This window comes from Eggerthella sinensis (assembly GCF_003339815.1).
Classification (GTDB): Bacteria; Actinomycetota; Coriobacteriia; order Coriobacteriales; family Eggerthellaceae; genus Eggerthella; species Eggerthella sinensis.
Genome location: NZ_PPTT01000003.1, coordinates 36,602 through 60,051, shown reverse-complemented (window position 1 = coordinate 60,051; position 23,450 = coordinate 36,602). Strand labels below are relative to the sequence as shown.

The window sequence follows — 23,450 nt, the reverse complement described above, 5'->3', positions numbered from 1 at the left end:
CAACGTTAGCCGCTGCCGGATGCTCGCGCATCCCGACCGGGGAAAGGAATGCCATCGATGATCGCTCGTCTTTCGCGTATCGTGCCGTTGCTCATCGTGCTCGCCGTGGTTGCGGCGATCGTGTACATCGTTGCTGCCTGGCGGTATTCCCCGAACCGCGCCAAGGAGCTGCTCATCAAGATGTTCACGGCCATCACGGGCGTGCTGTCGGTGTTTTTCTTGCTGGCATGCGCATACGCGTGGCTCGAACACAACGATGCGGTGTTCGACCTGGCGTTCAGCTTCCTGCTGACCACACTTATCGGTCTTGCCGTGACGCGCATCTGCCGTCGGGTGTTTCTGCGGCACAACCCCGCGTACCGCATCAAGGCGGCGAAAACGACGCGCCCCGGTTCGCTTTTCGACCGCTGGCGCAAGCGGTAGGTACAAGAAAACCCTCGGCCGAGCGCGAGGCTCGAAACGAGGGTTTGAAATGCGGTGGCGGAGAGCTGGGGATTCGAACCCCAGACACCCTTTTGGGGTGTACTCGCTTAGCAGGCGAGCACCTTCGGCCTCTCGGTCAGCTCTCCGCGGTATAATAGGTGCGGTTTGCTATGATACCGTGACCACCTCCAAGTTGCAAGGAGCATGATCGTGCAAAACATGAGCGGTTCGCAACTTCACGCTTCCTTCGCCGTTTCTCGAAGGAACCTGGCGTTGCTGTGCGCACTTTGCGTGGCGTTGGCGCTTGCCATCGTGGCGCTTGCCCCCTCCCCGGCCCATGCGAAGTCGTACACCATGCCCAAAGTGGATATTCAGGCGCAAGTGGAAACCGACGGCTCGCTGCAGGTGACCGAGCAGCGCACCTTCGATTTCGATGGCGATTTCACGGCCATATGGTGGACGTTCAACGGGCTGCCGTCGAATGCGTCGCTCAAGGTCAACGGCGTGCGCATGGCGAACGTCGACAGCGACGGGGCCGTGACGGGCGAATGGACGACGCTGCCGAGCGAGGCTTTCGTGCTGGATTGGCGCGACTCGGGCGGCCCGGGCAAGGACTCCTATTCCGTGGACACGCCGAAAAACAGCGTGTACGTATTCTTCGACGCCTCCGACGAGCGCCGCATCATCGAGCTCGACTACACGGTGGTGAACGGCGCGCAAGCGTATCAGGATGTGGGCGAGGTGTACTGGCAGTACATTGGCTCGCAGTGGGAAGAGGCATCCGACGACGTGACCATGACGCTTGCGCTGCCCGTGCCGCAGGGCACCGAGGTGCAGCCGGGCGAGAACGTGCGCGCCTGGGGACATGGGCCGCTCGACGGCGTGGTGACGGTGAACGCCGACGGCACCGTGACGTATAAGGTGCCGCACGTGAAGGCCGGGCAGTACGCCGAGGCGCGCGTAGTGTTCCCCGTGAACTGGCTGACGAACCTGTCGGCCGAGAGCGCGCAGCTGCATCAGGGGCAGAACCGCCTCGACGAGGTGTTGAAAGACGAGCAGTCGTGGGCCGATCAGGCGAACCGCGACCGCGTGCTGTCGCTTGGATTCGTCATCGGCTGCGGCGTGATCTGCGTGTTGCTACTGGTGTGGGCGCTACGTGCGTACTTCAAGTACGGTCGCGAACACAAGCCCTCGTTCACCGACGAGTATTGGCGCGACGTTCCCGACCCGTCGGTTCATCCGGCGGCCATCGGCCGCCTGTGGCGCTGGGATCGCGAAAGCCAGGACGACTTCACGGCCACGCTCATGCACCTTGCGCACATCGGCGCCATCCGCATCGACGCCGGCAGCTACACGGAGCCGGGCGCCTTCGGCCGCACGAAGGACGTCGCCGACTACTACATCACGAAACTGCCCGCGGCCAGCGAGATCTCCGACCCGCTCGATCGGCGCACGCTCGATCTCCTGTTCGACCGTTTTGCGAACGGGGCCGACTCGCTGTGGTTCGGCACCATCAAGAAGTATGGCGAAGATCACCCGCAGGATTTCGTCGACGCGATGCAGGGGTGGCAGGGCGCGCTGTCGGCCGAGACGAACCGCGAGGACTTCTTCGAGGCCAAGGGCAGGCGCTACCAGGGCTACCTCATCGCGCTCGCCGTGGTGGTGGCCGTGGCCGGCGTTGCCATCTGGCTGATCATGGAGAACTTCATCCCGCTCATCTTCATGGTGCCCACGGCCATTGCGCTGGGCGTCATCGCGAACTACATGCCGCGCCGCAGCGTGCGCGGCAACGAGCTGACGGCCAAGAGCAAGGCGCTGCGCAACTGGCTGCGCGACTTCTCGTCGCTTGACGAGCGCCCGCCCACCGACGTGAAGGTGTGGGGCGAGTTCATGGTGTACGCGTACCTGTTCGGCGTGGCCGACCAGGCTATCAAGCAGCTGCAAACCACCATGCCGCAGCTGTTCGAATACGACGGCTCGATGGGCATGACGTACATGCCGTGGTGGTTCTGGTACACGGGAGGCCACAACGCGGCCGGTGCGGCCATGCCCTCGGTGGGCGATATGCTGCACACGTCCATGGCGAACACGATGTCGACGGCGCAGTCGGCGCTGTCGGCCGCGAGCGGGAACTTCTCGAGCGGCGGCGGTTTCGGCGGCGGGTTCTCCGGCGGCGGAGGCGGCGGCTTCGGCGGAGGCGGCGGCGCCCGATAACGTGCTGGTAGGCGAAGCGGCCCCGGAATTCCGGGGCCGCTTCGTTGAGGGAGGGGGAGGGGTCGGAGAGGGTTTCAGGTGGCGTTACGCGAGGGATTTCACGATTTCGTTCGCAACGTGCACGCCCGAGCCGAGGGCGAGGCCCACCGAGGCGCCCGGGTTCGTGTAGTACGGTACGCTGTAGACGCTGCCCTGATCGACGCCCGCAACGTAGAGGCCGGGGATGGGCTTGTTGTTCGTGTCCATGGCGCGCAGATGGCTGTCCACCTTGGCGCCGCCGTTGGTTCCCCAGGCGCTCGGAACGTATTCGAAGAGATAGAACGGCGCGGTTTTGACCGGCTTGAGGAACGGTGCGCTCTTGCCGAACTCCTCGTCGATGCCGCTTGCGCAGGCGGCGTTGTACGTTTCGACGGTTTGCTCGAGGGCGTCGAGCGAGAACTTCTCGGCAAGCTCGGCGATGGTGTCGGCCTTGAGCGCCCATCCTTCGTCGATGGCCTCTTGCAGGTGCTTGTCGGCGTTCTCGGGCGTGGTCTTGTAGTAGTCGGCCTCGGGGCCGGCCACCCAGCTTTCGGGTTCGCCCAGGTAGGCGTAGATACCGTCGCCCTTCACCGCTTCGTAGTAGTCGGAATCCATGATGACGTACGCCTTGCCGGCGCGGATGAGCGCCTCGCCGCCGATGGCGAGCGGCAGCTCGGCGATGCGCTCCTCGTTGATGAAGCGCTCGCCGGCCGTGTCGGTGTACAAGCCGCCGAACAGCCAATAGCCGTAGTGCTCGTTGAGGTTGTGGTAGTCCTCCGTGAAGGGGCTGCTGCTGGTGGCGGCCGACACTGCGCCGCACTCGTTGCCGAGGACGGCGAAGTTGCGGTCGAGCGCGCCGCCCGCGTCGAGCACCATGGCGATGCCCGTGCCGTCGGACAGGGAGTTGCCCAACGAGAACACGCGGGTGTTGAACACCTGCATCTGCATGTCCTCGCCGCCCAGGAAGCCGCCGGTTGCCACCACCACGTTGGGTGCCATGATGTCGATGCCCTTGTCGGTTTGCAGGCCCTTCACCGCGCCGTCTTCCATGATGATCTTCTCGCCGCCCGTGCTGTACAAAAACGTGCCGCCCGCCGTCTCGATGGCCGAGACGAGGGGAGCCACGCGCTCTTCGCCACCCGTCTCAAGGTAGTGGCGGGCGCGGAAGCCGTTGCCGTACACGTCCGGCCACAGCGACATGGGAATGCCCAGGTCGATCATGCTGTTGAGGGCGTCGCTCGTGCCGGCGAGGCACCTGCGCAGCAGCGCGCCGCTCACGCTCGTGCGCGAGAAGTCGTACATGTACGTGAACAGGGTGTCCAGGGTGACGGTTTCGCCCTCCTGCTCCTGCAGCTTCGTCTCGCAGGCGGCCGGGCCGCCGCACATGCTGAAGTTCGACATGGCCGCCGACGGCGCCTTCTCCACGACGATGACGCTCTTGCCGGCTTCGGCAAGCTTGAGTGCCGCCATGAGTCCCGCCGCGCCGGCGCCTACCACCACGACGTCGCACGACTGCTGTTTCGAGCCCTCCTTGCGGGGGATGCTCGTGCCGGCGGCACCGGCAGCGGCGTCCGCTTCGGTTGCGTTCGCTTGCGCGGTTGCCGTCGCGCTCTGCTGCGGCGCGCAGCCGGCCAGCCCGGCGCCGGCGGCAAGCGACCCCAGCGCTGCCAGCCCCAAAAACGAACGACGATCCATTGCTGTTCCCATCAAGTCCTCCTTTGTGCGTTATGATCGAGCGAGGGCCATCGTAGTGCCGCTGCGGCGCGAAAACATCACCGCGGCGAGAGGGTATGCTCATGATCTGGAGAAACGGGAGAAAAATCACCTCGATGCGGTGATGTTCGCCCCGCGTGCCGCGTAGTACCGTGGCGGTGGATCAGGGAGGAGCAGCATGGGGAACGCATCAACCACTTCGCGTATCGACCGCATTGCGGCGCGGTTCGAGCCGCCGTTTCCGCTGCGCCTGCTGGGCGTGGGGCTGACGTACGCGTGGAGTTCGTGCTTGTGGGAGATTCCGCTTGCGGTGGGCGATGCCCCGGCGCTCGCGTTGCAGGGGACGCTGCTGTGGCTGGTGTCGGCGGTGCTGACGCCGGTGGCCTGCCTCGTGCTGGCGTTGATGTTTCGGGGCCGTGAGCTGTCGGCGTCGAACTCGATGTACGTGGCGGGGCCGTTGCTGGCGGTGGCGGGCACGCTTGCCGCGCTGTGGTACCCGTACGCGAGCGGGGCGGCCGCCGCGTTCGCGCTTGCGGTGGGCGGCGTAGGCACGGGCATCGGGCCGGTGGTGCTCATTTTATTGTGGTCGTGCGAGCTTGCGCGTATCGAACCCGACGTGGCCGAGACGGCCATCCCCGCTTCGTTCGTCACCACGCTGCTGTGCGTGCTCGTGGTGCCCAGCTTGTCGGGCGTTGCGGCTGCGGTGGTGGTGGCGCTGCTGCCCGTGGCTTCGGGCGTGCTGTTGCTGCTGACGAAGCGCTCGGTCGACCAGCGCGTCGTCGCGCGGTTCGACCCCACCGAGACGCCGCACGACGCGCGCGTGCGCACGGCGAACGTGGTGCGCGCGTTCGTGCTGATTGCGGTGGCGTACGGCATTGGCTGCACGGCGCCCTTCCTGTTCTCGGCCGCGCTGCTGCCGGCGATGGAGTCGGCGACGACGGCGGTTGGCATGTTGGTGGCCGCGGCGTTCTCGGCGCTGCTCGTGGTGTTTTCCACGCGCGTCGATCTGGGGGCGGTGTACCGGTGGATTTCGGTGCCGCTCGTGTTCAGCCTGATATGCACGGCGTTCGACAGTTGGGCGGCCGATGCGCTTTCGTACTGCCTGGGAAGCGTCGTGTTCACCGGCCTCGAGATCATCACGGTGCTGTACTTCGTGCGCCTGTCGCAGAAGACGAACCGCACGGTTACGTTTCTCGTGGGCATCGGCGTGTGCGCAACGTACACGGGCGTGCTCATCGGGTACCTGGCGGGGCCGTTTCTCCATGGGCTGGTGATGCAGGGCGTGACGGACGCGAAGACGTGCGCGCTCGTGCTCATCGGCGTGTTCGTGGTGTCGACGCTGCTCGCGCCGCACCGCGATGGTGCCTGGGTGGAGCGCACGGCTCCCGTGCCGGATCTTCCGCACGAAAGCGAGGCGACGCCCGTCGCAATCGACCCGCTCGAGGCGCGCTGCGCCGCATTGGCAAGCGCGCACGGCCTCTCGCGGCGCGAGCGCGAGGTGTTCGCGCTGTTGGCGCGCGGACGCAGCCGCCCCTACATTCGCGACACGCTCGTGTTGTCGAAGAACACCGTGGCCACCCACGTGAAGCACATCTACCAGAAACTCGACGTCCATTCCCAACAAGAGCTCCTCGACCTCGTGCAGGGAGACGAGCTATAATGAGCCGCCATGAGGGGATTTTCTGACATAGCGGGGCGCATTCCTACCAGCGTGTACAAGCTGCTGCTGGTGGTTGCTACCATTATTTGGGGGTTCAGCTTCGTCGTGATGAAGGACGCGGTGGACGTCCTCGAGCCGGCGTATCTCATCGGGTTTCGCTTCCTGGCGACGGGGGTCGTGCTCGCGGTGGTGTTTTGGCGGCGCATGCGACTGGCGTTCACCAAAGACTACCTGATGAAGGGGCTTGTTCTGGGCGTGCTGTGCTTCCTCGCGTTCTGGGTGCAAACCATCGGGCTGGACAACACGACACCCGGCAAGAACGCGTTTCTCACGGCCACGTACTGCGTGATCGTGCCGTTCGCGTGGTGGGTCCTCGCGCGCAAGCGCCCCACGGCGTTCAACCTGCTAGCTGCCGTGATGGCGGTGCTGGGCATCGGGCTCGTGTCGCTGCAAGGCTCGCTCAGCGAGCTGTCCATGGGGTACGGCGATCTCATGACGCTCGTGTCGGCGCTGCTGTTCGCCGTGCACATCGTGTACGTGTCGAAGTTTTCGGAGACCAACGACGTGCTCGTGCTCACGGTCATGCAGTTCTTCATCGGCGGCGCGTGCGGCGTGGCGTACGGCGCGTGCTTCGAGACGCTGCCGCCCGCGTCGGCTCTCACGCCCGACTTCTTCTGGAACATGGCCTACCTCGTCATCTTCGCATCGTGCGTGGCGCTCGTCATTCAAAACGTGGCGCTGGCGCATGTGCCGCCCGCGCAGGCGTCGTTGTTCCTCAGCTTGGAATCGGTGTTCGGCGTGCTGTTCAGCGTCATGCTGTACGGCGAGCAAGTAGGGCTCAAGCTGGTGGCGGGCTTCGTGCTCATCTTCGGCGCCATCCTGGTCAGCGAGATGTTCCCGCTCAAACGCAAAGAGCAGGCCCCGCAGCTCGAAGCCGTTCCCGTGCACGTTGACTAACGCCCGAGCTGGTATAATCTGAGAATGTTTACGCGCATGCGCAGCGATTGCGCATGCTTTGAACCTTCCGGAGGAGGCGGCATGGCAGAAAAAGACAACATCGTGCTCATCGGCATGCCCGGTGCAGGCAAATCCACGCTCGGCATTGTGCTGGCGAAGATCCTGAATTACGACTTCATCGACGCTGACCTGGTAATCCAGAACAGCTGCGACAAGACGCTGCAGAAGCTCATCGACGCGTGCGGCCCGGAGGGCTTCATCCAGGTGGAGAACGAGGTTCTGCGCGACCTGACCGCGTCGAAGTCCATCATCGCGACGGGCGGCTCGGCCGTGTACTCCGACGAGGCCATGAAGCATCTCGCGGAAATCGGGACCATCGTGTACCTGAAGATATCGTTCGACGAGCTGGTCAGCCGCCTGAGCGACTTGCAGGAGCGCGGCGTGGTGCTGAAGGGCGGCATCGGGATGAGCCTGCGCGAGCTGTACGACGAGCGCCTGCCGCTGTACGAGGAGTACGCCGAGGTCACCGTCGACGTCAACGACCTGTCCATCACCGCGGCCGCGCGCAAGGTTGCCGACGCGCTGAAGTAGGAGGCTCTCATGGACGCATCCATCGAAACGGCCCCCGTCAAACCCACCATCACGATTGACGACCTGGACAAGATCGACGTCCGCGTGGGGCGCATCGTGGCCGTGGACGACGTGGAGGGCTCGAAGAAGCTCATCAAGATGACGGTGGATTTCGGCAGCTTTACGCGCACCATTCTTTCGGGCATGAAGGAGGAGCGCGAAGACTGCGAGGCCGAGCTCAAGGGCAAGCAGGCGCTGTTCGTGGTGAACCTCGCGCCGCGCAAGATGGCGGGCGAGGTGTCCGAGGGCATGATCTACGACATCGGCTACGAGGACGGCATCCTGCCCGCGCTCGCCATGCCCGAGCGCGACGTCCCCAACGGCGTGCGCGCGGGGTAGGTTTTACTGCCCCCCCCCCCTTTTTTTTTGCGCGGCGGAACGCGTTCCGCCTGGTCGGAAATCTTGTCGCCGCGCAAGGGGGGGCAAGGGAAAAGTGTCGCCGCGCAAGGGGGAGAGCAAGGGGGGGCGGCTACTTTCGGGCTTCGATGAAGCTGCGAATCACGGAGACGGCGCCGGGGCCGTCGAGGTCGCCCGAGTTGAGACAGAGGTCGTAGTTGCGGGCCATGCCCCAGTTCTCGTCGGTGAAGTAGCGGTAGTAGCTGGCGCGGTTCTTGTCGACGCGCGCAATGCGGCTGCGCGCTTCGCTCTCGGACAGGTTGTTGCGGCGCATGACGCGCGCGACGCGGGCCTGCATGGGCGCGCTCACGAACAGGCTCACGAGGCCCGGCTGATCGGCCAGCACGTAGTCGGCGCAGCGGCCCACGATGACGCATGAGCTTTCGGCGGCGATGGAGCGCAGGATGTCCACCTCCGTCTTGTAGATGCGCGAGGCCACGGGGTGCTCGATGTCGGTGCCGCAGAAGAAGCTGTTGGGATTGAGCAGCAACGGCCGCATGGGCTTCTCGTCGAAATCCTCCACGACGTCGCCGCTGAGCCCGCTCTCTTCGGCGATGCGCTTGAGCAGCAGCTTGTCGTAGTAGGCGATGCCCAGCTCGCTTGCCAGGCACTCGCCGATTTCTCGGCCGCCGCTTCCGTATTCCCTGCTGATCGCAAAGACGAGATGCTGGTCCATGCTAATCCTTCCGTGGTCGAATGCGTTGGTGCCCATTGTACCCGTTCGTGCCAAGCGGACACCGAAACGACGCAGAAAAGGAAGGGGCCGCGCCCGGAGGGGTGAGCGCGGCCCGGCAGAGGGGAAGGCTGTTGAATGCGTGCGGCTTACGCGGAGAACGCAGCGGCGTTCTTGCCGGCGATGCGGCCGAACGTGTAAATGTCGGACATGGAGCAGGAGCCCAGGCGGTTCGTGCCCATCTTGTGGCCGGCAACCTCGCCGGCGGCGTACAGGCCGGGGATGGGAGCGTCGGCGTTGTCGAGCACCTGCGCGTCGGTGTTGATGTGCAGGCCGCCCATGGTGTAGTGCACGGCGGGCTTGTAGGCCATGAGGTAGTAGGGGCCGTCTTCGATGGCGTTGAAGTCGCCGCGGAAGTTGAAGTCGGGGTCCTTGCCGTCCTTGCAGTACTGGTTCCACTTCTCCACGGTCTTCGCCAGCTCGGCCGCGTCGACGCCGAAGGGCTCGCACACGGCTTCAAGCGTGTCGCCCTTCACGATGACCTTGCGCGCCTCGAGGTTCTCGTACTCGTCCTCGTGGGTGACCAGCAGGCCCGTCTCGTCGGCGTTCGACTGGTTGAACAGCATGTACGCCTTGCCGTCGGTCTGCTCGACGATGGCGTTGGACAGCACGTCGCGACGGTCGAGCTCCTCGACGAAGCGGTCGCCTTCCTTGTTCACCATGATAGCGCGGCTCTCGAGGCGCACGTCGCCCACGTACAGCAGCGAGCCGGTTTCGGGGTCGCACACGGGGTAGGTCTGGATGTACTGCATGTCGATGAGGTTCGCACCCGCGGCTTCGCCCATGGTGATGCCATCGCCCGTGGCGCCCACGGAGTCGGTGGACAGGATGGAGTCGTCCATGGCCGGGTTGTACTTCACGCGCATGTCTATGTTCGAGCCGAAGCCGCCGCTTGCCAGCACCACGGCCTTGCAGGCGATGGTGGACTCGGTGCCCGTCACGGTGTTCTTCACCTTCACGCCCGTGATGGCGTCGCCGCTTTTCACCAGCTCGACGGCGGGGGAGTTCTTCGCCAGCGTCAGCGTGTCGATCTCGCCTGCGCGCTTCGTCAGCTTCGTGGTCATCTCGCTGCCGCTGTGGGTGATGGGGATGATGGAGCGCTTCGTGTTGTGGCCGCCGAACTGCATGAGGTCGTGCTTCCAGGAGATGCCGCCCTCGAACGTGAGCCACTGCGAGCTGTCGAGCGCGCCCTCGGCGATGATCTGCACGAGCGCGGGGTCGCCCGCGTTGTCGCCGCCTTCCAGCATGTCCTTCGCCAGCGCGTCGGGGCTGTCGGCGATGCCTTCCTGCACCTGAATCCAGTTGCCGGGAGCGGCCATCTCGCCGCCGGACAGCGCGGTGTCGCCGCCGAACACGCCCATCTTCTCAAGCAGCACGACGCTCTTGCCCTCGTTGGCTGCCGTGATGGCCGCCGCGAAGCCGGCACCGCCGCCGCCGATAACCACCACGTCGGCCGACGCGGGAAGCTCGGCCTGCGCGAGCGTGGCCTTGTCGCGCTTCTTCCAGTCGCTCGCCTTCTGGCCGGCCTGGTCGAGGGCGTCGCCTACGGCGCCGATGAAGGCCATGCTGGAAAGCGTCGCGCCCGAAATGGTGTCCACATTGAGCGTCTGGTTGTCCACGATGAGCTGCGTCAGCTCCTCCATGGCCACGTCGCCCATGCCCGGCGTTTCGCGCGAGTCGAGGATGGTGATGCGGTCGAGGTTGCCGTCGGTCACTTCCACGGCCACGTTGAACGCGCCGTGCTTGCCCATGCCCGTGCCCACGCCAGCGGACATGCCGCCGCCGTTGGACGAGCCCTTCGAGTCGGCCGACCCGCTGGGCGCGCAGCCTGCCAGCGCGAGCGTGCCGCCCAGAGCGGCCACGGCGCCGCCGGTGATGAACTGCCTGCGAGAAAATCCTGTCATGATACGTCCTCCCTTACGTTGGTGCGCTTACTCCCTGTTCAAGCGCTGATCCCAGCCTATCGCTTTGCGGCAGAGCGGCAATTGTCCGTTCGGGTTAAATGCTTAACCCGCGGTATAACCCCTTGCGAACGCAGGCGAGTCGGGTAGTATGAATTCGGAAAAGCAAGGGGAGGAAGCGGCCGGGTGCGCACCGATGCGCGCGTCCGCCGGCGGAGGTTGCGTGGAACATACCGAAAAACAGGGTTTCGTCGATCGATGGAAAACCGTGCTGCTGCGCGTGGCGGCCATCCCCTTCGTGTTCTTCGGCGTGGGGCTGTATCGTGCGTGGCTGGCGACGTTCTTCCGCTACGACGCGTTCCCCACCATCTCGGTGTTCGATTATTTCCTGTTCGAGGGGGCCATCGGCATCGCATCGCTGGCGCTCGCGTTCGCCGCGCGCCGCATCACGCCGCTGTGGGCGAATCGCACGGCTGTCATGCTCACGGGCGCCTGCATGGTGGGCGGGTCGGCGCTCATCGTGGTGGCGTGCTTCTTCGTGCCGCTGCCTGCGCTCAAGGTGGTGGGCCTGCTGGCGGCGGGCGGCGGCCTGGGCTCGCTCATCCTCATGTGGGCCGAGTTCTACGGCTCGCTCAACCCCATGCGCGTGGCGCTGTACCACGCCCTGGCCATCGCCGTGGGCGAGGTGGTGAAGTGGCTGTTCCTGGGCATGTCGGTGCCGTATCTGGCGTTCTTCTCGGTGGTGCTGCCCCTCGTGTGCCTGGCGTGCGTGCGCTCGAGCATGCGGCGCTTGCCCGAGCGTGATCTGCCCCCGGCTATGAAGGAAGGCGACCCGAAAACCATCCCGTGGAAGCCCATCCTGCTCATGGCGGTGTGCACGTTCGCCGGCGGCTTCGGGGCGCTGCCCACGCAGCTGCTGGTGCCCGGCAACGTGCTGGGTGCGTTGTTCGTGACGGTGCTCGTGTTCTTCGGCGTGCTGTCGGCGTCGCGCTGGTTCAACTTCGACACCATTTACCAACTGGCGTTTCCGCTGTTCATCGTGGGGTTCTTATTCGTGATGCCCACATTTGGGACGAACGCGCAAATCATGGCGCTGTGCTACGACGCGGGCTACACCATGCTGTCCATGTACATCATGATCGTCATGAGCAACATCACGTACCGCTTCGGGGTGAACGCGGTGTGGATCAACGGCATCGAGCGCGGCATCCGCTACGTGGTTGAGCTGCTGGGATGGCTCGTGTTCGCGGGCGCGTCGGCGAACCTGGGCGACGAGCTGACGTCCATGCTGTACGGCATCGTGGCGGTGGCCGTGGTGCTGACGTTCCTCGTGATCTTCTTCACCGAGCGCGGCCTGTCGGCGAAGTGGGGCATCGTGCTCAAGGACGACGGGCTGGAGAACGCGTCGTCCGAGGGGCGCCTTGCCATCCGCGTGTCCGACCTGTCGCGCGCCTTCAACCTCAGCCCGCGCGAGGAAGAGGTGCTGCAGCTCATCGCGCAGCGCAACACCGTTGCGGAAATCGAAGAGGTGCTGTACGTGTCGCAGGGCACCGTGAAGGCGCACATCAACCATATCTACCGCAAGTTCGACATCCACAGCAAGACCGAGCTGTTCGAGCTGCTCGACGACGTGGAGAAGCCCGTGCGCAAGACCCGCCGCCCCGCCGCCACGGTAGACGACGAAGAGGGGCTAACCGCGTAGGTGCGGAGGATGACACCCCTCCTTAAACGCAAGAATGCGCCCTCGGCGCGGTGATGCCGAGGGCGCATTCTCTGCTGTTGCGCGCTTGACGCGCGGGAGGGGTCGTTAGTTGGCCACGCCCAGACGATCGTCCAGCGGGTCGATGGGCGGAATGTCCCAGTTGTCGCCGGGAAGATGCGGCTCCATCTCGTCCTCGTTGCCGGCGGCTTTGAGGCGCTCGAAGTAATCGCGCGTCTCCTTCACCACCACGCCGGACAGCGCGATGAGGGCAATCATGTTGGGCAGCGCCATCAGGCCGTTGAAGATGTCGGCGATGGTCCACACGGCGGCCACGGTCATGTACGGGCCGATGAACACGGCGGCGATGTACAGCCAGCGATACACCTGCACGCTTTTCATGTTGCCGTTGCTGAAGTACTCAAGGCAGCGCTCGCCGTAGTAGTCCCAGCCCAGGATGGTGGTGAAGCCGAACAGCACCAAGCACGCCATCAGCACGAACGCCACGATGTCGGCCGGGATGAACGGCAGGCCCGCCTGGAACGCAGCCGTGGTAATGGCGGCGCCCTCGATGCCGGGCAGCTGGTAGGCGCCCGTCATGACCAGCGCGAGGCCGGTCATCGTGCACACCACGATGGTGTCGAGAAACGTGCCGGTCATGGACACGAGGCCCTGGCGCACCGGCTCCTTCGTCTGCGCGGCGGCAGCGGCGATGGGAGCGGAACCCAGACCGGCCTCGTTCGAGAAGATACCGCGCGCGATGCCCTTCTGCATGGCCACGATGATGGCGCCGAGGGCGCCGCCGGCCGCAGCCTGCAAGCCGAACGCGCTCTGGAAGATGGTGGCGAACGCGCCGGGAACCTTGTCGAGGTTCGCGAAGATCAGCACGAGCGAGAAGCCCACGTACAGCACCACCATAGCGGGGATGACGCGCTCCGACACCTTCGCGATGCGCTTGAGGCCGCCGATGACCACGAGGCCCACGAGCACGGCCAGCACGAGCGAGCCGATGACGGTGGCAATGGAGTAGTCCATGCCCAGGATGTTCACGGTCATGGCCTTCTCGGGGTCGAAGAACCCGGTAATGGCTCCGGAAATGGAGTTCACCTGCGTGAACGTACCGATGCCGAACAGGCCCACGCACATGCCGAAGAATGCGAACACCTTCGCCAGCCAGCGCCACTTCATGCCCATGCCGCGCTCGATGTAGTAGAAGGGACCGCCCAGCACATGGCCGGTTTTCTTGTCGATGTTGCGGTACTTCACGGCAAGCAGGCCCTCGGAGAACTTCGTCGCCATGCCGAACAGTGCAGCCAGCCACATCCAGAACAGCGCGCCCGGACCACCGGCGACGATGGCCGTGGCCACGCCGACGATGTTACCGGTACCGATGGTGGCTGACAGCGCGGTGCACAGCGCGCCGAAACTGGTCACTTCTCCGGTGCCGTCTTTCTCGTTCTTGACCATATAGCGAAGGGCGCGTCCCAGATGACGGAATTGCACGCCGCGCAGGCGCACCGTCAGCATGATGCCTCCGAACAGGATGAGCACCATGAGCGGGATGCCCCAGATAAAGTCGTCAACGGCTACCAATAGGTCGTTGACGGTGCTAAAGAACGCTTCCAACACTTCCTCCTTTGGATCGATACGTGCATTCAAAGGCGCCTCGCCAAAGGACGGGTCTGCAGGAGGATCATGAGGATAGAGGGGGAGCGCAAAACATGCGAGTCCGCGACAAGCTGGTAGCTTTGCTCTGTCCTTTTGCCTGAGAGTTTCAGCGGCATCGCCTGCGGCGATGCGCCTTGCCCCTTCGGCACCCATGCATGGGATTCTCCAGAGGCCCCTTCCGCGTCCTGTTTCGTTCGATCCAGGACGTATCAACGGGGTGACGCTATGAAATTGAAAGGTATTGTAGCAAGGAACCCATCTGTTGTTAACCCGTTGTTTGACATTTGCGAAATCAACGGATGATCAAAGTCGACAACGGCCGCATGACGGGGGCGATACGGGAGGGGAACCGACGCGGTGATGAGGCAGGGGTCGGCGGGACGTTCGCGTACCTTGAAAAGTCAGTGCAGAGATATCCCCCTATAAGGAGGTTTAGCATGGCTCCCCAGCCGGTTGGTTCCACCTGCTCCGCTTCTTCCCGACTCCATCGCGTACGCGCATTCTTCGTGCTGATGGGCATCGTGGCCCTGTGCGTGCTGGCGTTTCGCGCGCCGGCGTTTGCCGAAGATGCCGCCGCGGATGCGGTCGACGACGCGCCCACGCCCCGTGCGGCCATGGACGTGACCGACAAGGTGTCCGTCGACGGCATCAAGTTGCAGAAGAAAACGGGCAACACCTGGCAGGACATTCCTGCCGGCACCACGTTGACCAGCGGCGCATACGTGCGCATCTACATCGACTGGAGCATTCCCGATATGACCGATGTGAACGCGGGCGACACCTTCACGTTCACCATCGACGGCGAGGATCACTTCCTTGCCAGCAACTTCGGCCCCGTGGATTTGGTTGATCCGGCCACGTCGAAGGTGATCGGATCGTACGTGGTCAACGGCAACCGCGACGCGAACGGCTCGATGATTCCCGGTCAAGATATCACCATTGTCACCACCATCTCGGCCGAAGGCGCGGAATTCCCGTCGCTGCACAGCGGGTTCTTCTCGCTCGAAGGCTACGTGAACGGCGTGGGCGACGATATCGTGTTCACCGTCAACGGCACCGCTTTGCCCTCCATCAACGTGGACCCGCCGACGACGGGGCCGCTGCCGGGCACGCCGCTGCTCAAGTACGGCTCGCAGGTGGCCGGTCAGAACCAGATCGTGTGGACCATGGGCGTGAACCTGGACAACATCGTGAACGCGTACGCGAACTATGCGGCCGGCGGCTCCGATCCGTCGCCGCAGCAGCGTAATCTCCTGCTCACCGACGAGCTGCAGGGCGGTCAGGCCATCACGTCGGGCGACGTGGTGGTGTACATGCCTATTGCGGCAACGACGGATGCGGGCGAGGCGCAAACCGAGCAGTACGCGGCTTATCCCATCACCGACCTGTTCGCCCTGGTGGACAAGGGATCGTCTGACGGCATCACGCAGGAGCAGTTCGCAAGCGAGGTGCGCTTCGCTTCCACGCCCACTATCGGCGTGTGGGAGAACCGCGTGGTGTACATCGGGTACGGCAACGTGCCCACGGGCGACGGCTCGAGCGCGCTCAACATCGGCAACATCCTCGGCGGTCAGGGCGAGGCGGGGCTGTCGCAGCTGCTTGACAGCAAGGGCGTGACGCCTACGCAGAAGGCCATCATCATGAAGTACTTCAGCGCGTCGGGTCCGAACAAGGGCGACTTCACGTCGTTCATCGTGGAGCTGCGCTCCGACGCGTCCACCACCGGCCAATACGACAACACCGCCACGCTCACGTACGGCGACAGCTCGTCGGAGACGTCGACGGGCGGCGCTTACTTCACCGTGATTTCGGGCGGCGTGGAAGTGAGGGACGGCAAAGCCGTGCTGACGAAGGTGGATGCCGGCGACTCGAACATCACGCTGCCGGGTGCCGTGTTCAAGTTGGAGAAGATGCAGCCCGACAACTCGTGGGCGACCGTCGCGGGTGCGGAAAATCTCACGAGCGATGGAAACGGCCTGATCACCGTCACGGGCTTGCTGTTGGGGCAGTACCGTTTCGTGGAGCTTGTGCCGCCGACGGGGTACATCATGGAGGGGCAGCCCGTTGAATTCGCCATCACGTCGGCAACGCCGAACCATACGGTGGCCGTGACCGCGAAGAACACGAAGAGCCCCGTGCTGGGCAGCGTGACGCTCACGAAAGTGGACGCGGACGACGCGACGGTGAAGCTGCCGGGCGCGGTATTCAAGCTGGAGGAGCAGGCGAGCGACGGCACGTGGACCGACGTGCCGGGCTACGAGACGCTCACCACCGACGGCAGCGGCCTCATCGAGGTGCGCGACCTGGCGATGGGGACGTACCGCTTCGTGGAGGTATCCGCCCCTGAGGGATACGAGCTGGAAACGCAGCCGGTGGAGTTCGCGCTGGCGGAGGACACGCCGGGGCTCGCGGTCGCGGTGACCGCGCTCAACGTGAAGAGCCCCGTGCTCGGGAAGGCGGTGCTGACGAAGGTGGACGCCGACGATGCGACGGTGAAGCTGCCGGGCGCCGTGTTCAAGCTGGAGGAGCGTTTGGCCGACGATACCTGGGCGACCGTGCCGGGCAACGGGGCTCTGACGACGGACGGGCAGGGCGCGGTCGAGGTGGCCGACCTGCCGGTGGGCGACTACCGCTTCGTGGAGACGGCCGCCCCCGAGGGATACGTGCTCGACGAGACGCCGCGCGAGTTCTCGATCGACGCGGCCGCTCCGGCGCCTATCGTGGTGAGCGTCACGGCGACCAACGAGAAGGTCCCGCCCGTGGGCGGCGTCGCGCTGACGAAGGTGGACGCCGACGACCAGGACGTGAAGCTCCCCGGCGCCGTGTTCAAGCTCGAGGCCCGGCAGGCCGACGGCTCCTGGGCCGCGGTCGAGGGCTCCGAGCGCCTGACCACGGACGAGAACGGCAAGATCGAGGTGGCCGACCTGCCCCTGGGGTCGTACCGCTTCGTCGAGCTCGAGGCTCCCGAGGGGTACGAGCTCGAGACCGAGCCGGTGGAGTTCTCGCTGGCCGAGGACACGCCGGGGCTCGCGGTGGCGGTGACCGCGCTCAACGTGAAGAGCCCGGTGCTCGGCAAGGCGGTGCTGACGAAGGTCGACGCCGACGACGCGACGGTGAAGCTGCCGGGCGCGACGTTCAAGCTGGAACAGCGCCTGGCCGACGGCACCTGGGCAACCGTGCCGGGCTTCGAGGCGCTGACGACCGGGGCCGACGGCATCGTCGAGGTCGCCGACCTGCCGGTGGGCGACTACCGCTTCGTGGAGACGGCCGCCCCCGAGGGCTACGTGCTCGACGAGACGCCACGAGAGTTCTCGATCGACGCGGCCGCTCCGGCGCCCGTCGTGGTGAACCTCACGGCGGAGAACGCCAAGGTCCCGCCCGTGGGCAGCGTCGTGCTGACGAAGGTGGACGCCGACGACGCGTCGGTCCTGCTGCCGGGCGCCGTGTTCAAGTTGGAAGCCCAGCAGGTCGACGGCTCCTGGGAGACGGTGGCGGGCTCCGAGCGCCTGACCACCGACGGCGACGGCAAGATCGAGGTGCGCGACCTGCCCCTGGGGTCGTACCGCTTCGTCGAGCTGGAAGCCCCTGAAAGCTACGAGCTGGCCACCGAGCCCTTCCCGTTCGAGCTCACGGCCGACACGCCCAACCTCGCGGCGGCGGTGACGGCCACGAACGCGAAAACGCCGGTGCTGGGCGGCGCCATCCTGACGAAGGTGGACGCCGACAAGCCGACGACGGTGCTCGCCGGCGCGACGTTCAAGCTGGAACAGCGCCTGGCCGACGGCACCTGGGCAACCGTGCCGGGCTTCGAGGCGCTGACGACCGGGGCCGACGGTATCGCCAAGGTGGACGGCCTCGCCGTGGGCGACTACCGCTTCGTCGAGACGGCGGCCCCCGAGGGCTACGTGCTCGACGAGACGCCGCGCGAGTTCTCGATCGACGCGGCCGCTCCGGCGCCTGTCGTGGTGAACCTCACGGCGGAGAACGCCAAGGTCCCGCCCGTGGGCGGCGTCGCGCTGACGAAGGTCGACGCCGACGACGCGTCGGTCCTGCTGCCGGGCGCCGTGTTCAAGCTCGAGGCGCAGCAGGCCGACGGCTCCTGGGAGACGGTGGCGGGCTCCGAGCGCCTGACCACCGACGGCGACGGCAAGATCGAGGTCGCCGACCTGCCCCTGGGGTCGTACCGCTTCGTCGAGCTGGAAGCCCCCGAGGGATACGAGCTGGAAACGCAGCCGGTGGAGTTCGCGCTGGCCGAGGACACGCCGGGGCTCGCTGTGGCGGTGACGGCCACGAACGCGAAGAGCCCGGTGCTCGGGAAGGCGGTGCTGACGAAGGTGGACGCCGACGACGCGACGGTGAAGCTTCCCGGCGCCGTGTTCAAGCTGGAACAGCGTTTGGCCGACGACAGCTGGGCGACCGTGCCGGGCAACGAGGCTCTGACGACGGACGGGCAGGGCGCGGTCGAGGTCGCCGATCTGCCGGTGGGCGACTACCGCTTCGTCGAGACGGCGGCCCCCGAGGGCTACGTGCTCGACGAGACGCCGCGAGAGTTCGCCATCGACGCGGCCGCCCCCGCGCCCGTCGTGGTGAGCGTCACGGCGACCAACGAGAAGGTCCCGCCCGTGGGCAGCGTAGCGCTCTCGAAGGTGGACGCCGACGACGCGTCGGTCCTGCTGCCGGGCGCCGTGTTCAAGTTGGAAGCCCAGCAGGCCGACGGCTCCTGGGCCGCGGTCGAGGGCTCCGAGCGCCTGACTTCCGACGGCGACGGCAAGATCGAGGTGCGCGACCTGCCCCTGGGCGCGTACCGCTTCGTCGAGCTGGAAGCCCCTGAAAGCTACGAGCTGGCCAGCGAGCCCTTCCCGTTCGAGCTCACGGCCGACACGCCCAACCTCGCGGCGGCGGTGACGGCCACGAACGCGAAAACGCCGGTGCTGGGCGGCGCCATCCTGACGAAGGTGGACGCCGACAAGCCGACGACGGTGCTCGCCGGCGCGACGTTCAAGCTGGAACAGCGACTGGCCGACGGCACCTGGGCAACCGTGCCGGGCTTCGAGGCGCTGACGACCGGGGCCGACGGCATCGTCAAGGTGGACGGCCTCGCCGTGGGCGACTACCGCTTCGTGGAGACGGCCGCCCCCGAGGGCTACGTGCTCGACGAGACGCCGGTGGCGTTCGAGGTGGCGGTGGGGCAGCCTGCGCAGGTCGAGCTCACGATGAAGAACGCGCCCGTGCCGCCTGACCCGGTGGATCCGGTCGATCCGACGGACCCCACCGACCCCACGAACCCGACGGACCCGTCCAACCCGAGTACGCCTTCGTCAACCTACAAGCCCAGCTCGTCGTCGCCTGCGTCGATTGCCCGTACGGGTGACGCCTTCCCGCTCGCGGCTGTGCTGGGAGCCCTTGGCGTGGTGGCGGCGGGTGCGCTGGTGACGGCCGTGGTGGTGGCGCGCCGCTGCGCCCGTCGCGACTAGGTGCTAGTCGGTGCTCGCGTAGTTGTCCGCGTTCTCTTTGAGCTTCGCGAGCACCGTGACGAACGTGTCGATATCCGCCTGGTCGATGCCCTCGATCAGGCGGTCGGCCGCGTCGACGGTGATAGGCTGCACGGCGGCCACCAACTCGCGCGCCTTGTCGGTGACCGAGATGACGTGCGCGCGGCGATCCGATTTGTGCTGGTTGCGCACCACAAGCTCCTTGCGCTCGAGCGTGTCGAGGTAGCGCGTGATAGTGGCTTGCTCCTTGCGCGTCAGTTCGGCAAGCTGCTTCTGCGAAAGCTCGCCCGCTTGGTCGAGCTGATTGATGAGGTTCCACTGGCCCGGCGTGACGCCGTAGGGCTTCAGGGCGGTTTCAAGCGATTTCGATATGGCGCGTTGGGCGTCGTACACAAGAAAGCCGATAAGATTATTATGCTGGTTGATCATGGTGGCCTGCTTCCGGCTTATCGCGCGGGTTCGGATTACCCCCTCAATTAATCACATCCGGCAATAATCCGTCAACGTCTTTGCGCCGTGCGCGCCCAAAAACCACGCCGCCGGGTTGGCGAAAGCACACCTGCACGCTGGTGTTTCCCCTCGTAAACCGGTGTGTTTCCCGGTAATAATTCAGAAACAAACTCTCTGCAATAACTGAATATCGGCTGCATCGTTATTAGTTTCCGCGCTCTTTAGTATGGGGTCAGCGCGACGAAGGTCGTGCGTAGACGAGAACGAAGGGGGAGCGCAATGGAATCGAAGGCAACGACGGCGTTGAGTCGTCGCGGGTTCGTGAAGGCGAGCGCCGCCGCCACCGCAGCCATCGCCTTGAGCGGGACGTTGGCCGGATGCGAGACGGCGGTCAAGAAGACCGAGGAGACGGACGAAGCGTTCGCCAGCTCGCTGACCGAGGGCGAGTGGAAGTCGGCGGCCTGCTGGCACAACTGCGGCGGCCGCTGCGTCAACAAGGTGCTCGTGCAGGACGGCGTGGTGGTGCGTCAGAAGACGGACGACACGCACCCCGACGACGATCCCGACTTCCCGCAGCAGCGCGCGTGCGCTCGCGGGCATTCGCAGCGCCATCAGGTGTTCGGCGCCGACCGCCTGCGCTACCCCATGAAGCGCAAGAGCTGGCAGCCGGGCGGTAAGGAAATCAACGGCCACCTGCGCGGCATCGACGAGTGGGAGCGCATCAGCTGGGACGAGGCCATCGACATCGCCGTCAGCGAGATCAAGCGCATTCGCGAGGCGTACGGCCCCGAGGCCGTGTTCAGCCCGAGCGGCAAGGAAATCCAGCGCGCCCTCGCGCTGAGCGGCGGATTCACCCCGCGATGGGGCCAGTATTCGTGGGGCGGCTGGACCGAGACGTACGCCTTCGTGGCGGGCGACGACAGCGGCGAGCCCAACTCGCCGAATATCTTCGAGCAGCGTCCGTCGAGCGCGAAGAACTACTCGGGCCACGAGCGCACCGGCGCGAACGACGGCAACGACCGCATTCGCCTGCGCAAGTCCGAGCTCATCGTGCTGTGGGGCTGCAACCCGGCCGTGTCGGGCGGCGGCAACCCCCCGTACAACTACCTGCAGGCCAAGAAGGCCGGCGCGAAGTTCATCTGCGTCGACCCCATCTACTCCGACAGCGCGCGCATCTTCGACGCGCAGTGGATTCCCTGTCGTCCCAGCACCGACATCACGCTCATCTTCGGCATGATGTACACGATGCTCGACGAGGGCCTGCATAAGCAGGAGTACCTCGACAAGTACTGCATCGGCTTCGACGCGGAGCATATGCCCGAAGGCGCCGACCCGCAGGACAACTTCAAGGACTACCTGCTGGGCACCTACGACGGCACGCCGAAGACACCCGAGTGGGCCAGCGAAATCTGCGGCGTCGAGCCCGACGTCATCCGCGAATTCGCCCGCCAGTACGCCACGGCGAAGTCGTGCGCCATCGTGTCCGGCGGCGCGCCCGCCCGCACGAACTGCGGCGAGGACTACGCGCACGCCATCCTCACGTTGGCCATGATGAGCGGCAACATGGGCAACCCGGCCGGCGGCGTGGCGCCCACCATGCACAAGTACTCCGGCAACGGCGGCCCGCGCCTCGTGGAATGCGGCACCGACGGCATCGGCCGCAAGATGGACAACGCTTGCAAGACGCGCCTGAACAACGGCAACATGTGGCGCGCCATCCTGGACGGCGAGTACCTCGACAACGGCGAGACGAAGCCCATCACCGTGAAGGCTATCATCCACGGCGGCGACGGCGCCACGCTCAGCCAGAACCTCGGCTCGGGCGGCATGGGCATCGAGGCGCACCGCGCGGTGGAGTTCGTCATGGCGCAGTACTACGACCTCACCACCGATGCCAAGTACTCCGACCTCGTGCTGCCCGTCACCACGAAGTGGGAGCAGGACGGCGGCGTGGACTACGGCAACCGCGAAATCGCCATCGTGTACTCGCGCATCTGCGAGCCGCTGTACGAGGCGAAGGACGACTTCTGGATCGCGCGCCAAATTGGCAAGGGCCTGGGTGCGAACGAGGAAGAGGTGGAGCCGAAGTCCATGGCGCAGCGCTTCTTCGACTCGGTGGCCGGCACGAAGGTGTGCACCGACGACGGCACGAAGTACGAGCCGCTCGTCACCATCACCCAGGAGAAGATCGACGAGCTGGGCGTGCAGGGCGAGCCGCAGACGGGCCGCGTCGAGTACGACCAGTTCCTGGCCGATGGCGTGTACCAGTTCCCGCGCAAGGAGAACGACAAGTTCGAGTTCACCGCGTTCGAGGACTACATCGCCGACCCCGAAGCGCACCCGCTCAACACGAAGTCCGGCAAGTTCGAGATCTACTGCGAGAGCCTGGCCGAGAAGATCGAGGGCATCGGCTTCTCCACGAAGCACGCGCATCCGTACTACGAGCCGCCGGTGGAGGGCTACGAGGCGGGCATCGCCGACGGCTATCCGTTCCAGCTGGCCAACTTCCACTATCAGCGCCGCGCGCACTCGAACCTGGACAACGTCCCCTGGCTGCGCCGCGCGTTCGCGCAGGAGTTCTGGATGAACGCCTCCGACGCGGCCGAGCTGGGCATCGCCGACGGAGACATCGCGAAGGTGACCAGCCGTCACGGCACCGTGCTGCGCCCCGTGTACGCCACCGAGCGCATGCGTCCCGGCGCGTGTTTGCTGGGCGAGGGCGCGTGGATGGAATTCGACGAGGACGGCAACGACCGTGCCGGCGCCACCAACACGCTGACCGGCCAGAACCCCACGGGCGAGGGCCATTCGGGCTTCAACAGCTGCAACGTGCGCATCGAGAAGTACAACGGCACGCTCGAGGCCGACTACACGTGGCCGCAGCGCATTTTCTTCGCAGAGGAAGGGAAGTAAACCATGACGCAGTTGGGCTTTTACTACGATATGACGATTTGCACGGGATGCAAGACGTGCCAGATCGCGTGCAACGACAAGAACGATTTGGGCGTGAACACCCTGTTCCGCGAAGTGCAGCGCTTCGACGGCGGCGCGTTCCCCGAGCCGTGGTTCTACCACCTGTCTTTGGGGTGCAACCACTGCGAGAAGCCGCTGTGCATGGCGAACTGTCCGCAGGGCGCCATCGCGAAGGACGAGAACGGCCTGGTCGTCCAGGATCACGACAAGTGCATCGGGTGCAAAACCTGCATGATGTCGTGTCCGTACGGCGCGCCCGACTACTTGGAAGAGGAGAAGAAGTGCGGCAAGTGCGACGGCTGCAAGGAGCTGCTCGCCGCCGGCGAAGAGCCGGCCTGCGTTGCCGCCTGCCTCATGCGGGCCCTCAAGTTCGGCGACGTCGAAGAGCTGCGGAAGCAGTACGGCGGCACGGCCGACATCACGGTGCTGCCCGCGTCCTCCGAGACGAACCCGTCGCTTGTTTTGAATCCCGATCCCCACGCGGTGACGGCGTAACCACGCACGCAAGCGGCCCGGCTTCCCA

Annotated in this window: 15 protein-coding genes, 1 tRNA gene and 1 riboswitch; of the genes, 10 read left to right on the top strand and 6 right to left on the bottom strand. The window is 65.5% G+C overall.

Annotated features, from left to right (window positions below; genetic code table 11):
* The first annotated feature begins 57 nt into the window (after positions 1 to 57).
* Complete coding sequence (locus C1876_RS02165) at positions 58 to 423, top strand: guanylate cyclase (protein WP_114545094.1); 366 nt, start codon at positions 58 to 60, stop codon at positions 421 to 423.
* A 55-nt stretch (positions 424 to 478) separates the two neighbouring features.
* Here the strand turns inward: C1876_RS02165 and C1876_RS02160 are convergent.
* Positions 479 to 569, bottom strand: a tRNA-Ser gene (locus C1876_RS02160).
* Between the two features lie 127 nt (positions 570 to 696).
* On the opposite strand from C1876_RS02160, the gene C1876_RS02155 reads away from it, so the two are divergent.
* Complete coding sequence (locus tag C1876_RS02155) at positions 697 to 2,637, top strand: DUF2207 domain-containing protein (protein WP_244909993.1); 1,941 nt, start codon at positions 697 to 699, stop codon at positions 2,635 to 2,637.
* A gap of 84 nt (positions 2,638 to 2,721) precedes the next feature.
* Here the strand turns inward: C1876_RS02155 and C1876_RS02150 are convergent, their stop codons facing one another.
* Positions 2,722 to 4,362, bottom strand: a complete 1,641-nt coding sequence (locus C1876_RS02150) for an FAD-dependent oxidoreductase (RefSeq protein WP_114545093.1) — start codon at positions 4,360 to 4,362, stop codon at positions 2,722 to 2,724.
* Between the two features lie 184 nt (positions 4,363 to 4,546).
* On the opposite strand from C1876_RS02150, the gene C1876_RS02145 reads away from it, so the two are divergent.
* The 4 genes from C1876_RS02145 to C1876_RS02130 all read left to right on the top strand — a co-directional run bounded on the left by C1876_RS02145 (position 4,547) and on the right by C1876_RS02130 (position 7,954).
* On the top strand, positions 4,547 to 6,028 hold the full coding sequence (locus tag C1876_RS02145) for a helix-turn-helix transcriptional regulator (RefSeq protein ID WP_114545092.1): 1,482 nt from the start codon (positions 4,547 to 4,549) through the stop codon (positions 6,026 to 6,028).
* Positions 6,029 to 6,037: 9 nt separating this feature from the next.
* The gene (locus C1876_RS02140) at positions 6,038 to 6,985 is read left to right on the top strand and encodes a DMT family transporter (RefSeq protein ID WP_114545091.1); all 948 of its coding nucleotides are present in this window, start codon (positions 6,038 to 6,040) and stop codon (positions 6,983 to 6,985) included.
* Positions 6,986 to 7,066: 81 nt separating this feature from the next.
* Positions 7,067 to 7,576, top strand: coding sequence for a shikimate kinase (locus C1876_RS02135; protein WP_114545090.1), 510 nt, complete (start codon positions 7,067 to 7,069; stop codon positions 7,574 to 7,576).
* Positions 7,577 to 7,585: 9 nt separating this feature from the next.
* Entirely contained in the window at positions 7,586 to 7,954 is a 369-nt protein-coding gene (locus tag C1876_RS02130; RefSeq protein ID WP_114545089.1) for a tRNA-binding protein, read from the top strand.
* Positions 7,955 to 8,084: 130 nt separating this feature from the next.
* On the opposite strand, the gene C1876_RS02125 is transcribed toward C1876_RS02130, so the two are convergent.
* On the bottom strand, positions 8,085 to 8,687 hold the full coding sequence (locus tag C1876_RS02125) for a cytidylate kinase-like family protein (protein ID WP_114545088.1): 603 nt from the start codon (positions 8,685 to 8,687) through the stop codon (positions 8,085 to 8,087).
* A 146-nt stretch (positions 8,688 to 8,833) separates the two neighbouring features.
* Entirely contained in the window at positions 8,834 to 10,648 is a 1,815-nt protein-coding gene (locus C1876_RS02120; RefSeq protein ID WP_114545087.1) for a flavocytochrome c, read from the bottom strand.
* Positions 10,649 to 10,868: 220 nt separating this feature from the next.
* Here C1876_RS02120 and C1876_RS02115 point away from each other — a divergent pair, with 220 nt between their 5' ends.
* Positions 10,869 to 12,347 carry a LuxR C-terminal-related transcriptional regulator gene (locus C1876_RS02115; RefSeq protein ID WP_244909992.1) on the top strand — a complete coding sequence of 493 codons (1,479 nt, stop codon included), beginning with the start codon at positions 10,869 to 10,871 and terminating at the stop codon, positions 12,345 to 12,347.
* A gap of 105 nt (positions 12,348 to 12,452) precedes the next feature.
* Here the strand turns inward: C1876_RS02115 and C1876_RS02110 are convergent, their stop codons facing one another.
* The gene (locus C1876_RS02110; protein WP_264464925.1) at positions 12,453 to 13,970 is read right to left on the bottom strand and encodes an alanine/glycine:cation symporter family protein; all 1,518 of its coding nucleotides are present in this window, start codon (positions 13,968 to 13,970) and stop codon (positions 12,453 to 12,455) included.
* Between the two features lie 117 nt (positions 13,971 to 14,087).
* A riboswitch (glycine riboswitch) is annotated at positions 14,088 to 14,191 on the bottom strand.
* Between the two features lie 258 nt (positions 14,192 to 14,449).
* Between C1876_RS02110 and C1876_RS18110 the strand changes: the two genes are divergently transcribed.
* Positions 14,450 to 19,486 carry a SpaA isopeptide-forming pilin-related protein gene (locus tag C1876_RS18110; RefSeq protein WP_158544560.1) on the top strand — a complete coding sequence of 1,679 codons (5,037 nt, stop codon included), beginning with the start codon at positions 14,450 to 14,452 and terminating at the stop codon, positions 19,484 to 19,486.
* Between the two features lie 3 nt (positions 19,487 to 19,489).
* Here the strand turns inward: C1876_RS18110 and C1876_RS02100 are convergent, their stop codons facing one another.
* Positions 19,490 to 19,933, bottom strand: a complete 444-nt coding sequence (locus C1876_RS02100) for a MarR family winged helix-turn-helix transcriptional regulator (RefSeq protein WP_114545084.1) — start codon at positions 19,931 to 19,933, stop codon at positions 19,490 to 19,492.
* Positions 19,934 to 20,233: 300 nt separating this feature from the next.
* On the opposite strand from C1876_RS02100, the gene C1876_RS02095 reads away from it, so the two are divergent.
* On the top strand, positions 20,234 to 22,867 hold the full coding sequence (locus C1876_RS02095; RefSeq protein WP_114545083.1) for a molybdopterin-dependent oxidoreductase: 2,634 nt from the start codon (positions 20,234 to 20,236) through the stop codon (positions 22,865 to 22,867).
* 3 nt (positions 22,868 to 22,870) lie between these two features.
* The gene (locus C1876_RS02090; protein WP_114545082.1) at positions 22,871 to 23,422 is read left to right on the top strand and encodes a DMSO/selenate family reductase complex B subunit; all 552 of its coding nucleotides are present in this window, start codon (positions 22,871 to 22,873) and stop codon (positions 23,420 to 23,422) included.
* Positions 23,423 to 23,450: the final 28 nt, after the last annotated feature.